We start from the raw sequence: 15,635 nt of genomic DNA on the forward strand, positions 1-15,635 counted from the left end.
CCCTCACGAGCCGCCCCAGAGAGCGGCTCCGACCACGGCTAGGCGCGCGGCGCGGTAGCGGCGGTTCAGCCTGCCGACGAACGGGCTGTCCGCGTGAACGGTGAGGAAGTGGGTGCTGTCGGCGATCCCCGCGAGCCGGCTGGAGACGGGCAGCACGCGGTTCGCGGCTTCGTGCTCGTCCAGTTCCCTGATTCCCCGCAGGACCTCGTCATCGGACAGCCCGGCCTCGGTCCTCTCGACGAGGTCCGCCCAGAAGGCGGCCCGCGTCCGCAGCCGCGCTCCCCCCTCCCGGCCGCGCAGGGCGAGCAGGTTCCTGGCCGGTACTTCCTCGCAGCTGAGGGCCGTGAGGACGGGCACCGGGGCCACGCCTCCTTCGTACGGCGCGGCCTCGCGCAACGGCATCCGCGCATCAGGAGCGGCCCCGCACCATGGGCATCGGCGTATCTCCAGCAGGATCTGCGTTTCCGGGGCCTGCACACGCACCTCGTTGGGGGGCTCCAGGGTGAGCACCTCGGCCTCCCTGCGCGCCATCCTGTCGATCAGCTCGTCCAGCTCCTCGGCGGAGCGATCGCCACCCGTGCGGAAACCCGCCAGGCAGATCTCGACGAGAGCCTGCCTTCCCGCCGGGTCGAGGTCATCGTGCGGGGAAAGGCCGCAGTCGGCCCATGATTCGACGGCCGCCCGGAGCGCCGGACGGTCGTTCCCCGCGCCCTCCGGGGAGCGGGACACGTCGGAGCCGAGGAGGTATCCGGCGGCCCAGAACTCCAGGCTCACCGCGCTCCGGTCGGCGACCTGCGCGCGCCAGGTCTCTGTCACGTGCGCGGCGTCGACGTTCAGCAGCTCGCACCAGTCGTGCCAGTACCACCCGTAGACGTGATCGACGGGTTCACCGGTGCCGGGGCGGGTGAACCTGATCAGGCATCGGGAGTCGTGCATCTCCAGGACGAACGGGGGGACGTCCGGACACCGGCCCGCCGCCTCGGGACCGCCGTCCCAGTACCCCGGGGTCATCTTCACGTGGTCGCCGAACACGGCCGCGTGCCGGGCGCCGTGGCCGTGGTTCCCCGCGACGCTCGGCAGGTCACCGTGATCCAGCAGGTTGGGCACGGTGGCGACGACCGGGATCCCCCGCTCGCGGCAGAAGAGCGTGACCACCTCGTCGTCGTCGCGGAACTCGTCGGGGACCGTGCGCAGGTAGTCGGCCAGGGATCTCGCGTTCTCGGCCGGCAGCAGGAATCCCAGCGTCGGTGTGTACTCGGATCTCGACAGCGGTGACCAGCGCGCGCCCATCGCCGCCGCACGCCGGACGAGATAGCCGTTCCTGAGACTGCCACGGTTGACGTACAGGGCGATTCCGTGCGAAGGGCGACGCGTCACCACGGCCTCCAGGTGCTCGAGAAAGTCCTCCGCGAGCACCGCGTCGTCCTGCAGCACCAGATGGTGCGTGGCGTCGGGGCGGGAGGCCGCCCAAGCGAGCTTCGCTGTACGCAGCGGGCTGGGCACCCCGGCGGGATCAGGGTCTTCCACCAGCACGGGCCGCAGGGGGGAGCACCGTTCGGCCAGTGCCCTGGCCTGCGGCGTTCTGCTGGGGTGATACATGACGGCCATGCCGATGTTCAGCACTTCGGCTCCTTACGCGCGGAACAGGAGCACATAAGAGCATGGCGCTCCGGGCTTCACAACGAGTGATCGACTTGTTCGAGTGGATCGCACCGCCAGTCGAACGGCGCCGTCATCGCCCTGCAGTTGAGGATCAGCGTGCACACGGTCGCACCCGCGTCACTCACCGACAGGCTCCCCGGTCTCCAGCAGCCGCCCCCCGGACAGTTCCAGCCAGCGCTCCACCTTGATCTCCGCGAGGAACCGCTCGTCGTGGCTGACCACCACGAACGCCCCCTCGTACGCGCTGAGCGCGCTCTCCAACTGCGCCACGCTCACCAGGTCGAGGTTGTTGGTCGGCTCATCCAGCAGCAGCAGCTGGGGCGCCGGCTCGGCGCACAGCACGCAGGCCAGCGTGGCGCGCAGCCGTTCGCCGCCCGACAACACGCCCACCGGCAGGTGCGCACGCGCACCGCGGAACAGGAAGCGGGCGAGCAGGTTCATCCGCTCGGCTTCCAGCATGCTGGGGGCGAACGCGGCCAGGTTCTCGGCCACGGTGCGCTCGACGTCGAGCAGGTCGAGCCGCTGCGACAGGTAGGCGACCCGGCCGTCGGCCCGCCTGGTCGTGCCGCCGTCCGGCTCCTGCTCGCCGCTGATCAGGCGCAGCAAAGTGGATTTGCCCGCGCCGTTGGGGCCGGTCAGCGCGATGCGCTCGGGCCCGCGGACGGTCAGGTCGATGCCCGGCTCGGCGAACAGGCCGCGGGCCTGCAGGCGTTCGCCGTGGAAGACCGTGCGCCCGGCGGGCACGTTGGTCCCCGGCAGCTCCAGCGCGATCTTCTGGTCGTCGCGCAGCGCCCGCCCGGCCTCGTCGAGCCTGGCCTTGGCATCGCTGACGCGGGCGGCGTGCATCTGGCCCGCCCGCCCGGCGGACTCCTGGGCGCCCCGTTTCATGTTCCCGGCAAAGATCCTCGGCAGACCGGCGCTCTTGAGGTTGCGGGCGGCGTTGCCGGCCCGGCGCTCGGCGCGCTCGCGGGCCTGCTGCATCTCCCGCTTCTCGCGCTTGAGCTCCTGCTCGGCGCTGCGCACGTTCCGCTCGGCGGCCTCCTGCTCGGTATGCACGGCTTCCTCGTACGCGGTGAAGCCGCCGCCGTAGAAGCGGACCTCGCCCCGGCCGAGCTCGGCGATGCGGTCCATCCGGTCGAGCAGGGCCCGGTCGTGGCTGACCACGAGCAGGCAGCCGTTCCAGTCGTCGAGCACGTCGTAGAGCCTGCGGCGCGCACCGAGGTCGAGGTTGTTCGTCGGCTCGTCGAGCAACAGGACGTCGGGCCGCTTGAGGAGCTGCGCGGCCAGGCCGAGCGAGATGACCTGGCCACCACTCAGCGTGCCCAGCGTGCGGTCGAACGCGAGGTCGCCGAGCCCGAGCCGGTCGAGCTGGGCGCGGGTGCGCTCCTCGATGTCCCAGTCGTTGCCGATCGTGGTGAAGTGCTCCTCGCCGGCATCGCCCGATTCGATGGCGTCCAGCGCGGCGATCACCGGGGCGATGCCGAGGACCTCGGCCACGGTCAGGTCGCCGGTAAGGGGCAGGCTCTGCGGCAGGTAGCCGAGCACGCCGTCGACGGACACGCTGCCGCCACGGGGCACGTGTTCGCCGGCGACCAGCTTGAGCAGCGTGCTCTTGCCCGCGCCGTTCGGGGCGACGACGCCGGTGCGGCCGCCGCCCACGGTGAAGGACAGGTCGCTGAAGACGGGCGTGTCGTCAGGCCAGGAGAAGGACAGGTGGGAGCAGACAATGAACGCATCGGACATGCGAGAGACCTCGTACGAGAACGCGGGCGCGCCGAAGCCGCCCGGCAAAGGGGGCAGGGATTGGGGGAACGACGAACAAGGCCACATCGGCGGCGGTCATGTGCGCCTGCCGGGGCCGATCAACCTCCGGTATCACCCGGAGATGTCGTCGTCACCTGCCACGTCTGATCTCCTAGCTTCCGATCTCAAGCGTCTTTCACCATAGCAGCCGCCGGGATCAGTGCGTGCCGGCCGCCTGAGCCTCCTTGTGGCCCACTTGCCGTCGTCCCCGCGGAGGAACTGCGCGTCCATGGCATCGAGGGCCTGCGCTCAGTAACCAGGGACGACCTTGTCGGTGACGGAGATGCCGGAGAGCCATTCGGCGGACTTGTAGAAGTACATCAGCGCGACGCAGAGCCGTACGGGGCCACCGTTGCCCTCGACGCGGTGCGGACCGCCATGGCCCTGGGAGAGCATCGGCGGCCTGCCATGACCAGGGGCTTGACGAGGACTTTCCCCGGTGTCCGTTCCCGCCTGCGATGCCGTTCAGGCCGACCGCGCGATCTTGTCGATGAGGGCGGCCAGTTGGCGCGGCTGGGACAGGAACGGAGAGTGAGCGCTCGCGATCCGGCGGATCTCGGTGGCTTGGGCCGCCATTTTCTCCTGCAGCGCGGGCGGGATGGCTTTGTCCTGCTCGGTGACGATGTAGGTGGACGGGATGTCCTGCCAGGCGGCTACGTGGACTTTCTCCGCGAACGATCGGACGGTCTGCTGGACCAGCTCGCTCATCACCTGCTCCGCCTCGGCGTCGGCCAGGTCGCCGTAGAGCGAGGTACGCGGCTCGCTGATGAGCGGGAACAGGCCGCTCATGTCTTCGGGGTCGGGGATGCCGTGGAGGGTGTACATCGACTGCCCCTTGTCCGGCATGTATGCGGCGAGGTAGATCAGCCGCTCGACGGTGCCCGCTCCGGCGGCGGCCTCGGTGATCGGGATGCCCGCGTAGGAGTGGCCGAGCAGCACGACCGGTTCCTCGATCGACGCCAGTTCCGTGGCCAGCACGGCGGCGTCCTCGTGTACGCCGGCGGTGGGATGTTCGCCGGAGCTGGGTAGCGCCGGCGAACGCGTGTCATAGCCGAGGGCGTGTAGCTCGGTCTCAAGCTTCGCCCAGCAGGTCGGCCGGTGCCAGGCGCCGTGGACGAGCATCACGGTAGTCATGAACGGTGCTCCAAGGTTCTCAGTTTGATATGTGTGGAGGCGTCACCCCAGGCCAGGAAAGCCCGATGGCCGTCGGCAAACTCAATGCGGGTGGACTACGCCTTTGAACGGGTGCCGATGCATGGCATGACCGCAAGGCTAGGCGTCAAGGATTGGACCTGGAATGATCCAGAGTCCAACATAGTTGCGTGATCGTCCAGCAAGCTGATCCCCTCCAAGACGTCCTCACCCTCGTCGGCACGACCAGCCGCCTGTCCATTGGGCTGGTGGCCGGCGGCGAGTGGGCGCTGTCGTTCGAGCCACCGCCGGCGGTCAAGTTCAACGCGGTGCGCCGCGGCCACTGCCTGCTCACCGTCGACGGCGTGCCGGAGCCGATCGATCTGGCCGAGGGCGACTGCTTCCTGCTCACCCGGCCACGCGCCTTCACCCTGGCCAGCGGTCCGGGGGTGCGGCCGGTTCCGGCCCACCCAGTCTTCGCGGCGGCCACCGGCGGCGTGGCCCGGGTGGGAACCGGCGAGGACGTGGTCTTCGTCGGCGGCCGGTTCGATTTCGGCGAGCGGGCCAAGGAACTGTTGCTCGACGTGTTGCCGCCGGTGATCCACGTGCCTGGCCGCACCGCCGAGGCGGCGACCGTGCGCTGGGCACTCGAGCAGATCGACGCCGAGCTCCGCGACCGGCCGCTCGCCTCGACACTGGTCACCGAGCATCTCGCCCTGGTCATGCTGATCCACCTGCTGCGTCTGCACCTGACCGTCGCCGGACCGGGCCTGGCGTCCGGCTGGTTGGCCGGGCTCACCGACCCGATCGTGGCTCCGGCGCTGCGAGCCATGCACGCCCGGCCAGCCCACGCCTGGACGGTGGCCCAGCTGGCCGAGGTCGCGGCGGTGTCCCGCTCGACGCTCGCCGCCCGGTTCAAGCATGCCGTCGGGCAGGGCCCGCTGGACTATCTGACCGGCTGGCGGATCGAACTGGCTGCCGAGCGCCTGCGCCGCGGCGACGAGACGGTGGCGATGATCGCCCGTAAGGTCGGCTACGGCTCGGAGAGCGCGCTGAGCAACGCGTTCAAGCGGGTCACCGGCGCGTCCCCGCGTGAATACCGCCGCCGGATCAGCCCGGCCGGCAAATGATCCGAGTGGAGGCGTGAACGGCATGTACGCCGGTGGGATCGCCGTTCTCCAGCTTCACGAGGACCTGCGCCGCTTCCCCCGGAACGACGTGAGCGAGCCGTACCAGTGGGGTGCCTCCGATCGCCTCGGCGGTGGACGAAGAGATGCCGAGGATCATCGCCTTCGTCAGTCGTCCACGCCGGACACGTCCTGGCGGAGGAACAGGTTCAGCAGGTCCTGGAAGGCGGCGCGTTCCGTGCCCCTGCCGACGAACTGCCCATCGGGAGGCCGCTCCGGCTTCGTGCCCACTGGCGAAGCGGACTCCTGTGGGGAGCGTGCGGCGGGCCGCTCGGCCCATGGGGCGGGGACGAATTCGTCGTCGTGGTCTGCGTCGGCCCGGAGGATCTTGTCGTGCATCGCCCGTAGCCGCGGTCCCGGTCCGACGCCCAGCTCCTTGCCCAGCAGGTCGTATACCGTCCGGTAGATCTCGAGCGCCTCTGCCCGCCTGCCGCTGCGGTACAGGGCGAGGAGATAGATCTCGTACAACGGCTCTTCGAGTCGGTTCTGCTCGATGAGGAGCGGGACCTCGGCCACCACCTCGGCGTGCTCGCCCAGTTCCAGGCGGAGCTGCAGCAACTCCTGGGTGGCGATCAGCTTCAGTCGTTCCAGCCGGAACCGCTCACGTTCGGCGACCTCTCCCGGGACTCCCGCCAGCGCCGTACCCGTCCAGAGGCCGAGCGCCTGCTCCATACGATTCGCGGCCACCGAGATCTGCCCACTCGCGCGCTCCTGCCTGGCGGTTTCGAGCAGATCGGCGAACTCGGTGGCATCCAGCGCGAACAGCGACGGGTCGAGCATGTAGCCCCCGGACTGGGAACTGATCGCCGAGCCCAGTCCGTGCTCGGACAGCAGCCGCCGGATACGGGAGATATAGGTCCGTATGACGGCTTCGCCGGTGGCCGGTGCCCGCTCGCCCCACAGGCCGTCGACCAGCTCACCGATCCGCACGAAGCTACCGCTGTTGGCCAGTAGCAACATCAGGACGGCCTGTTGTTGCGGTGCGCCGAGATCGAGTCGCGTCTCACCGCAGTGGAGACCGGGCGGTCCTAGAACGGTGAACCTACAGGGAGCCGAGACGACGTTCGGCTGTCCAATCACGATCGGGGGCGCTTTCCTTGCGAGGGTGCACGGCCGCAGACCCGTCGTACGGGCCTGCGGTAGGACATCCCAAGAAGGTAGGTTCGCCCGGACCGCCTTCGCGAGCGTCACGTGACGCTGTGCGTGTACGTCATTCCGGAGTCGGCATGGCCGACGTCCCGGGACAGACATGCCGGAAAACGTACAGACCACCGATAAGCCCGACAATGCGTCAACAGCCCGACGCACCGTCAGTAGGGTCGGTCAGAGACGCCCGAGCACTGCTTTGGGGCATCGGTGACGGGTCGCGGCGCTACGCGAGAGGGTGGGGGAACCTCGATGACCGGGGTGAGCTTCGGGTTGTTGGGTCCGATCAGGATCTGGAGCGATGGGGAAGATCTGGAGGTCGGGTCTCCGCAACAGCGGGGAGTGCTGGCCCTGCTGCTCCTGAGCGAGGGGCGCCAGGTCACGCTCGACGAGATCGTGAGCGCGTTGTGGGGCCGCGAGGCGCCGCGCAGCGCCGTCGTGAGCACCCGCACCTACGTCTCCCGTCTGCGCCGGGTGCTGACCGCCGGCGGTGCCGCCCGGCTGGGCACCGAGGCGGAGATCAGGTCGGCGGGCGGCGGCTACCAGCTGGTCGTGGACCCCGGCGCGGTCGACGTGACGGTGTTCCGGCAGACCACTGCCGCCGCGCGGGAGGCCCGCGAGCGGGGGGAGGTCGCAGAGGCCTCCCGGCTGCTGCGCGGCGCGCTGGCACTGTGGCGCGGACCGGCGTTCGAAGAGCTGAGCGGAGCCTTCTTCGAGGGCCGCCGCGCCTGGCTGGAGCAGCTGCGCGCGTCAGCCATGGAGGAGCTCTGGGCGCTCGACATCGCGCAGGGCGACTGTGGCGAGGCGATCGCCGAGCTGATGCCTGCGACGGCGGCGGAGCCTTATCGCGAGCGGTTGTGGGAGTTGCTGATATGGGCCCTCGACCGCGACGGCCGCCGCGTGGAAGCTCTGTCGGCCTATCACCGGATCGCCCGGTTGCTGGACGATGATCTGGGACTGGAGCCCGGTCCTGGCCTGCGGAGGATGTACGCCCGGATCAGGACGGCGGCAGACGCCTCACTCGTCTGAGCCACTCCACGGGCCGCACCCGTCCGCCATGGACGCCGTAGGCAGGATCCGGACCGCATTCCGGCGGCAGCGATGTTACCCGGCAGACGGGAGCCTGCCGGCACGGAGGTGGGCGATGCCCGTTATCGGGAAGAAGACCTTTCCCCGAGGGTCTTGAGCATCCGCGCGAGATCGGCCCGAGAGCTCACCCCGAGCTTGGGGAAGATCCGGTGCAGGTGGGTGCTGACGGTCCGGGGAGAAAGGTACAGCCGTTGTCCGATCTCCCGGTTCGTCAGCCCCTCGGCGGCCAACTGCGCGATGTTCAGCTCTTGCGGGGTGAGTTTCTCGCGCGCGTCGGGGTCCCGGTTCGGGCTCGGCTCCCCCGCACCGCGCAGCTCCCGTCGTGCGCGCTCGCCCCATGCGGCCATGCCGAGCGCGTCGAAGATCTCCCTGGCCGTGCGCAGGTGCGACCGGGATTCCGCAGCCCGGCGCCGCCGCCGCAACCATTCGCCGAACGCCAGATGGAGGCGTCCGCGTTCGGCGGGCCACCCGGTCAGGTCCGCCCGCAGCGCGGCCGTGAACAGCTCCTCCGCCTCCTCGTTCGGGGCGAGCACGGCGCGCGCGTAGCGCAGCCCGATGTGCAGCGCCGGTGACGGCGTCGATGCGGCCAGCGGCTCCAGGCCGTGCAGGATGTCCCGCATGGTGTCGGTCCGCCCGGCACGTACGGCGGCCTCGGTGAGCTCCGCGAGGCAGTATGCGCGGAGGGCCAGTTGGTAGGCGGGGTCCGAGGGATCGAACATCCGGCTCAGGGCGGCGAACGCGTCGCCGAAGCGCTCCTCGCTCAAGGCCGCGAGCCCGCGCGTGAGCTGGACGGTGGCCAGGACGGGCCGGGCACCGGCGGGAAGTGCGACCCGTTCGGCCTCGTCGGCGAGTGTTCTGGCCCGCCCGTGGTCGCCCCTCAGCGCGGCGATCTCGGCCTGGACGGCCGTGGCGAGCCCGTACATGAACGGCTGCCCGGTCTCCTGGGCGAGCTTGGCGGCCTCCGCCGCAACCGGCACGGCCGTGGCCAGGTCGCCGAGCCGGACCCGGCTCCACGCCTGAACGGCCAGCGCCCGGGGCAGCAGCCCGAGCCGGCCCTGGGCGCGCAGGCCGGGCGCGGCCGCCGCGGAGAAGCGGGCAGCCAGGTCGAACGCCCCGACCTGCAGGGCCGCGCTGCCCAGGTAACGATCGATCTCGGGGGCGGCACCGGCCACGCCGGCCAGTTTGCGCAGCAGGTCGAGCGCGATACCGCCCCGCTCGAACGGCGCGACGTACGCGGCGACCGCGACCATGCGCGGATCGTCGGCAGGAACGGGCAGCCGATCGGCCACGCCCAGCAGCGAGCGGCGCGCGGCCGGACCCGGTTCGGACCAGAAGCAGCGCATTGCGGCGCCCCACAGGATCCGGACAGCCAGCTCCACCTCCCCGTCGGCGGCCACTGACGCGGCCAGCTCGGCCAGCTCTGACACGCGGGAGATGTCCTCGCGCACCCCGTCCTCGAAGCCGCTGAGCAACCAGGCGGCAGTGGCGCGCCGGCGCGGCGAGAGTTCGAGGGCCTGTGCGTCGCGCACCAGACGATCGGCCGTGGCGCGGCTGCCGGATTCGACCGCGAGCTCGGCCGCTCTCAGCAACCTGAGCGCCTTCCGGTCCTGCCCCTCGCTCAGCCGGGCCGCCTGCTCCAGCGCCGCGATCGCGGCGGCGACCCCGCCCCGGTGCCGGGCCCGGTCGGCCGCACGGTCCAGCTCGGCCGCCACGCCCTCGTCGGCTCCGGCCGTCGCGGCGGCCCGGTGCCAGGCCCGCCGGTCCGGCTGTTCGTGCAGCGTCCCTGCGAGAGCCAGGTGGGCCTGCCGGCGCTCGGCGAGCGTCGAAGCCGCCGCGATGGCCGACCGCATCAGGGGATGGCGGAACCTCACCGCGCCGACGGCGAGCTCGCGGAGCTCGATCAACCGGACCTCGGCGGCCGGTGCGAGGAGCTCCGGCTCGGCCGTCGAGCCCAGGATCAGGCCCGTGGCCGCGAGCGTTTCGGAGACCGAGTCGCTCTGGTTGAGCGCCGCGACCAGCAGGGCGGTGCGGGCCGGAGTCGGCAGGGCCGCCACCCGGGCCGTGAACGCGCGCTCAAGGCGATCGCTCAGCGGCAGCACCGGACCCAGCCCGCCCAGGCGATCGCTCAGCGACAGCACCGGGCCTGGGCCGCCGTGGTGTCCCATGGCCGCCGACAGCTCGGTCAGCGCCAACGGGTTCCCGGCGGCCTCCTCCAGCAGTCGCGCCCGGACCGCTGGGGTGAGGCCGGGGGCGATCGAGTCCAGGAGCTCGGCGGCGGCCTCGTCGGAGAGCCGGTCAACGGGCATCGGGGACAGGCCGGCGTCCTGCACGTGCGAGCGCTCGCCTTCCCGGAGCGTCGCGACCATGACGACGGGCTCGGACTCGATCCGGCGCGCCACGAAGGCGAGGACGTCGGCGCTGGCGCGATCGAGCCAGTGCACGTCCTCGGCGACGGCCAGCAACGGCTGGACGGCGGCCGCCTCGGCCAGCAGGGTCAGCGTGGCCAGGCCGACGAGGTAGACGCTGGGTTCGGCCGCTTCGGCGAGGCCCAACGCGCTGCGCAGGGCGTCACGCTGCGGGGCCGGCAGCGCGTCCACGCCTGCCCGGACCGGGTACAGCAGTTGGTGCAACCCGGCGTAAACGAGGTTCTGCTCGGCCTCCACGCCGGTCGTCGTCAGCACACGCAGGCCCGCGGCCGACGCCGCGGAGACGGCCTCCGCCACGAGCGCGGACTTCCCGATGCCGGCCTCCCCGTGGATGAGAACGCCACTGCGGCCTCCCGGTCCGTCGATGAGCTCGTCCAGGACCTTCAGCTCGGCTTCCCGCCCGAAAAGCGGCATGGTGCGGCACTCCTACCCTCGGTGTCCTCGGCTGTCTCCCCCAGCCGTGCGCGAGTCCTGTCGCGACCCTACCGAAAGCGCCCAAATACGACCTTTCACCAGCGTGTGCACTGGCGGCTGCCGGCGGCCCTCGACTTCGAGCTGCCGGCCGGGTACGCCCCCGCCGTACGGAACTGGGCACCCGAACGCAGCGTTTGACGGACTTCGCATGGTGTGCGTGCGGCCTGCCCGCACCGCCGCGTGCCCGGCCGCGGCGTATACGCGTCGTCAACATTTCGCATGCAGGCGGCGCCTATGGTCGTGCGCCATGTCGAATCACCCGATATCTCTCGAACCGCCGGAGACACCGGCACTTCCGGATGGTCACACCCCTGTGACGCGGGAGGACGGTGGCGGTGTCCTGGAACTGCTCGAACGCATCGGATCCGTCGTCGTGCCGATCGCGGTGGCGCTCTACGCGGTTCTCTACATCGGCATCGAGCAGATGTACGCCGTCTTCGGTGTCAACCCGCAGCAGGTGGGCGTCGATCAGGCGGTTCTGCTCGGCCGTATGACGAGCACCCTGGTCCTGCTCCTGCTGGTCGCCGTCCCACTGCTCGGCGTCGTCGTCGGCCTGGGCTGGCTGGCCGACAAGATGACCCGGGGTGCGGCGAGCAGGCTTGTCCGGAGGATCAGGGAACGGCCTTGGATCGCCGCAGCGCTGGCGGCACTGTGGTGTGGGGCGACGTACTGGGGGATTTTTCGCCTTTTCGGGAAGCTGGACCTGTTCCTCATGGTGGTCGTCGCGGTGGGGCTCGGCGTGCTGGCCTTCCTGATTCCGTTCCGGCTGTTGCGTCGCAAGCCGGTCGGGCGCGCCGGGACGAAGGTGATCGTCGGCGGCATGACCGGGGTCGGCCTGGGCTTCCTGCTCATCCTGGGGCTCGTCGAGGGCGCGATCGAGGTTCAGAACAGCGGCCAGGCCAACGAACTGCTGAACGCCGTCGGCTTCCAGGATCAGTGGGCGGTGGTCAAAAACGCCGAGGACGACAAGCCGCTCTACGACGGCCGCTGGATAATGCTGCTGGGCGAGAGCGACGGCACGTACGTCCTGTACGACTGCGACAAGCTGGAGACCCTCCGAAGGCCGATGGAGACCACCAACCTCGGTCAGATCGAGCTCGATCCTGAGCGTGAGGCGGGCTTCACCTGCGGCGAACTGGCGCAGCAGAACACTCCATAACAGGCATCCAAGGGAGAGCTGGACCCTCGCCGTGGTCCGGTCATCGCGCCATACGCAAGGGAGACACATGAGAAAGGGTCAGCGCGCCTGCGGGGTGCCGACGCCTCGCAGCAGTGTGTCGACCACGACGTCGGCGGCCTGTGCGGCGCTCAGCTCGGACAGGTCCTTGGCGGCGTGTTCCATCAGCGGCGGCAGGACCGTGGCCACCCAGCCGGGCGGCAGGTCGGAGCGCAGCAGGCCCTCGTCGGTGGCGCGCCGCAGGAAGGCGTCGACCTCGTCGATCAGACGGCGGCGGCGCTCGCGGATCGTCACCTCGCGGAGCATGCGGCTCGTTTCCACGGGCCATATGCGGTTGACGGCGATGATGCCTTCGACGTAACGATGCAGCGCGACCGCGACTGGGGCCTCGCGTAGCCTGGCGGCCTCAATGGCCTCCTCGACCGCGTCGTAGCGTGCTCCGTAGACGGCGGCCATGAGGTCTTCGCGGGAGGCGAAGCGGCGGTAGACGGTGCGGCGGTCCACTCCTGCCGCAGCGGCGATGGCGGCGATGGTCGCCGAGGGGTCGTCGGCGAGCATGCGGGCGCCCGTGCTCAGGACGCGTTCCAGGTTGCGTGTCGCGTCTGCTCTCACCTGCTCAAAAATACTCCATCCCGTAGCACATGAAGCAACTCATGTCACACGAAAAGGAAACTTACATTTTTAAGTGTTACTCTTGTGAGGCAGTTATAGTGTCGGCGCTTCGCGGCCGAGGGCCCTGGCCTGGCCGGCCATACCTGAAGGGGTGAGGGAAGCGTGGAGTCGCTCATCTCGACAATGGTGGGCCGGGATGACGTCCAAGGGGAACTGTCCGCGTTCATGACGGCCGCCGGGGGGCAGGCTCTCATCCTCAGAGGCGAGACCGGGGTCGGCAAGAGCGCCCTGCTCGACCATGTGGCCGGCCTCGCGGCCCCGGAGAACCACCGGGTGATCCGCGCCGCCGGGGTCGAGGCGGAGGTGGAGCTGCCCTTCGCCGGCCTGCACCAGCTGCTGTACTCGCTGCTGCCCCACTCGGCCGGGCTCGACGAAGGCCACCGTGCCGTCTTCGACGTCGTCTTCGGGCTGCACGAGGGCAAGGCGCCGTCGGTCATGTCCCTCGGCATCGCCGTCCTCGACCTGCTGTCCTTGGCTGCGTCGGAGAAACCGCTGCTGCTGTTGCTCGACGACGGTCAGTGGATGGACGCCTCCAGCGCCGAGGTGTGCGGGTTCGTGGGGCGCCGGCTCACCGGCAGCTCCGTGAAGATGCTCATCGCCGTACGGTCCGACGTCGGCTCGCGGTTCGACACGGCCGCGCTTCCCGAGCTCCTGGTGGCGGCCCTGTCGGAGGAGGCCGCCGGGCAACTGCTGGACATGCGTCATCCGCAGCTCGACGCGCAGACCCGGCGCTTCGTCCTGGAGCACGCCATGGGCAACCCCCTGGCGCTCTTGGAACTGCCCGCATACCTGAACAGCGGCCACACCGGCCGCACGACCGAGGAACTCCTCGGATTCGGCAACATCCCGCTGTCGCGCCGTCTGCAGCACGTCTACGGCATCCGCATCGAACGCCTGGCCGGTCCCGTACGCGAGGAACTGTTGCGCGGCGCCCTCGACGGCGTCGGGGCGGTACCGGGCGGCAATCGCGCTCCCGGCGCCCGCTACCGCATGCGCGAGGCCGACGAAGCGGTCGCGGCGGGCCTCCTGGACACCGACCCCGCCACCGGCGACCTCGTCTTCCGGCACCCGCTGATCCGCACCACCGTCGTTCAGCTGGCGACTCCCAACCAGCGCCGTGCGGCACACGCCGAGCTCGCGCGGGTGCACCGCGACGACGTCGAGCGGCGCGCCCGCCACCTGGCGGCCTCGATCGTGGATCCCGACGAGGAGGTGGCAGCCGCGCTGGAGGCCGCGGCCGACTCGGCGACCCGGCGCGGCGGCGCGGTCGCTTCCGTGGCCTGGCTGACCCGCGCGGCGGAGCTGAGCGAGACCCCCGCCGACCGCTCCAGGCGGCTCGGCGACGCCGCCTTCATCGCCGGACATGCCGCGCTCCTGGACCAGGCGCAGAAACTCGCCCGCTCGGATCTGCTGCCGGGCGCGAGCAGGTCCCCCGTCACGGTCGTCGCCTCCGCCTACGTGGCCCTGTACGAAGACGGCGACGTACGCTCCGCGCATCGACAGGTCGCGGCGGCGATCGAGAGCCTGCGAAAAGACGGCGCGCACGAGCCCGCCGAAGCACTCACCCGGCTGGTGAACGTGCTGCTGGCCATCAGCCAGTACGCCGGCGACGCCGCGCTGTGGGACCGCACCGAGCAGCTCATGGACTCCCTGGGGGACCGAGTCGACACACGCTCGGCGATCTACCGCGACGCGTGGAGCGACGTCGTCCGTCGCGGCGCGGGCGTGCACGAGCGCGTCGAGCGTGCTTTCGCCGGCGTCTCGGAGCTGGAACCGTGGGACGTCTCGCGCCTGGCCGTCGCCGCCTACCACGTCGACACGCTGAGCCAGTACCGCCCCTACCTGCAGCGGGCCGTCGACCGTGAGGTGGAGACCGGCGCCGTGGCCACCGCCATGACCATGCTGCACTTGATCATGCTCGACCAGCTGGCCGCCGGCGAGTGGGACGACGCCGAACGGACGGGACAACGCGCGCTGGAGCTGACCACGTCCCACGGAAACGCGCTGTTCACCCACCACACCCGCGCCTACCTGGGGCTCCTGGCCGCCATGCGCGGCCAGGTCGAACGGGCCCGGGAGTTGCAGGCCGTCCTGGACGCCTGGGCCCGCCCGCGCGGCGTGGGATTCCTGACCCAGATCGCCGACGCCATCGGCACGGCGGCGGCCCTGAGCGAGGGTGACTACGAAGCCGCCTACCTGTACGCCATCGGCCTCACGCCGCCGGGATCGTTCCAGCGCTGCGCCCATCAGGCCTCACGCACGCTGCTCGACCTGGTCGAGGCCGCCGTGCACACCGGGCGCCTGGAGCAGGCCCGCCGGCACGCCCAGGCCGCCTCCGACGCCGGCCTGCCCGGCGTCTCCCCTCGGCTGGCCCTCATCACGTACGGCGCCCTGGCGATGACGGCCGCCGACGAGAAGGAAGCCGAGGACATGTACGCCCGGGCCGAGGCCCACCCGGCCGGAGCCGGCTTCCCGTTCGAGCTGGCGCGCATCCGTCTGGCCCACGGCGTCCGGCTCAGGCACACCCAGGGGCCCAAGGCCGCACGGCCTGTCCTGGTCCGCGCCGCCGAGTCCTTCGAACGGCTCGGCGCCAAAGGCTGGGGCGAACGTGCCCAGGCCGAGCTGCGCGCCTCAGGGGCGCCCGCCCGCGTCTCGCTGTCGTATTCGACCGCGCTGACCTGGCAGGAACGCCGCATCGCCGAGCTGGCCGCAAGCGGGCTGACGAACAAGGAGATCGGCGAACGCATGCGCCTGTCCCCGCGCACCGTCAGCTCCCATCTCTACCGCGTCTTCCCGAAGCTGGGCATCACCTCGCGTGCCGCGCTGCGCGACGCTCTGGGCAAGACCGGCACCGGTGGCGACGCGTGA

The 15,635-nt window shown here is 70.8% G+C and carries 11 protein-coding genes; 4 read left to right on the forward strand and 7 right to left on the reverse strand.

The window, feature by feature from the left end; genetic code table 11:
• Positions 1 to 3: 3 nt before the first annotated feature.
• The 4 genes from ACFY2X_RS03175 to ACFY2X_RS03190 form a co-directional block, all read right to left on the reverse strand.
• A complete protein-coding gene (locus ACFY2X_RS03175; RefSeq protein WP_389931589.1) occupies positions 4 to 1,623 on the reverse strand; it encodes a hypothetical protein in 1,620 nt (539 codons plus the stop codon).
• A gap of 156 nt (positions 1,624 to 1,779) precedes the next feature.
• Complete coding sequence (locus ACFY2X_RS03180; protein WP_389931591.1) at positions 1,780 to 3,405, reverse strand: ABC-F family ATP-binding cassette domain-containing protein; 1,626 nt, start codon at positions 3,403 to 3,405, stop codon at positions 1,780 to 1,782.
• 309 nt (positions 3,406 to 3,714) lie between these two features.
• Positions 3,715 to 3,861 (reverse strand): molybdopterin-dependent oxidoreductase, encoded by a 147-nt coding sequence (locus ACFY2X_RS03185; protein ID WP_389931593.1) that lies wholly within the window; start codon positions 3,859 to 3,861, stop codon positions 3,715 to 3,717.
• Between the two features lie 69 nt (positions 3,862 to 3,930).
• The gene (locus ACFY2X_RS03190; protein ID WP_389931595.1) at positions 3,931 to 4,599 is read right to left on the reverse strand and encodes an alpha/beta hydrolase; all 669 of its coding nucleotides are present in this window, start codon (positions 4,597 to 4,599) and stop codon (positions 3,931 to 3,933) included.
• Positions 4,600 to 4,787: 188 nt separating this feature from the next.
• Between ACFY2X_RS03190 and ACFY2X_RS03195 the strand changes: the two genes are divergently transcribed.
• Entirely contained in the window at positions 4,788 to 5,726 is a 939-nt protein-coding gene (locus tag ACFY2X_RS03195; RefSeq protein WP_389931597.1) for a cupin domain-containing protein, read from the forward strand.
• Positions 5,727 to 5,891: 165 nt separating this feature from the next.
• Here ACFY2X_RS03195 and ACFY2X_RS03200 read toward each other — a convergent pair whose 3' ends face one another.
• Entirely contained in the window at positions 5,892 to 7,034 is a 1,143-nt protein-coding gene (locus ACFY2X_RS03200; protein ID WP_389931598.1) for a BTAD domain-containing putative transcriptional regulator, read from the reverse strand.
• A gap of 147 nt (positions 7,035 to 7,181) precedes the next feature.
• On the opposite strand from ACFY2X_RS03200, the gene ACFY2X_RS03205 reads away from it, so the two are divergent.
• Complete coding sequence (locus tag ACFY2X_RS03205) at positions 7,182 to 7,958, forward strand: BTAD domain-containing putative transcriptional regulator (protein WP_389931600.1); 777 nt, start codon at positions 7,182 to 7,184, stop codon at positions 7,956 to 7,958.
• A 122-nt stretch (positions 7,959 to 8,080) separates the two neighbouring features.
• On the opposite strand, the gene ACFY2X_RS03210 is transcribed toward ACFY2X_RS03205, so the two are convergent.
• Positions 8,081 to 10,858 carry an ATP-binding protein gene (locus ACFY2X_RS03210; protein ID WP_389931602.1) on the reverse strand — a complete coding sequence of 926 codons (2,778 nt, stop codon included), beginning with the start codon at positions 10,856 to 10,858 and terminating at the stop codon, positions 8,081 to 8,083.
• A gap of 373 nt (positions 10,859 to 11,231) precedes the next feature.
• Here ACFY2X_RS03210 and ACFY2X_RS03215 point away from each other — a divergent pair, with 373 nt between their 5' ends.
• Positions 11,232 to 12,077, forward strand: coding sequence for a hypothetical protein (locus ACFY2X_RS03215; RefSeq protein ID WP_389931604.1), 846 nt, complete (start codon positions 11,232 to 11,234; stop codon positions 12,075 to 12,077).
• Positions 12,078 to 12,155: 78 nt separating this feature from the next.
• Here the strand turns inward: ACFY2X_RS03215 and ACFY2X_RS03220 are convergent, their stop codons facing one another.
• Positions 12,156 to 12,707, reverse strand: a complete 552-nt coding sequence (locus tag ACFY2X_RS03220; RefSeq protein WP_389931606.1) for a TetR/AcrR family transcriptional regulator — start codon at positions 12,705 to 12,707, stop codon at positions 12,156 to 12,158.
• Positions 12,708 to 12,869: 162 nt separating this feature from the next.
• Between ACFY2X_RS03220 and ACFY2X_RS03225 the strand changes: the two genes are divergently transcribed.
• Complete coding sequence (locus tag ACFY2X_RS03225; RefSeq protein ID WP_389931607.1) at positions 12,870 to 15,635, forward strand: LuxR C-terminal-related transcriptional regulator; 2,766 nt, start codon at positions 12,870 to 12,872, stop codon at positions 15,633 to 15,635.

The organism is Streptosporangium sp. NPDC000396, assembly GCF_042898655.1.
Classification (GTDB): Bacteria; Actinomycetota; Actinomycetes; order Streptosporangiales; family Streptosporangiaceae; genus Streptosporangium.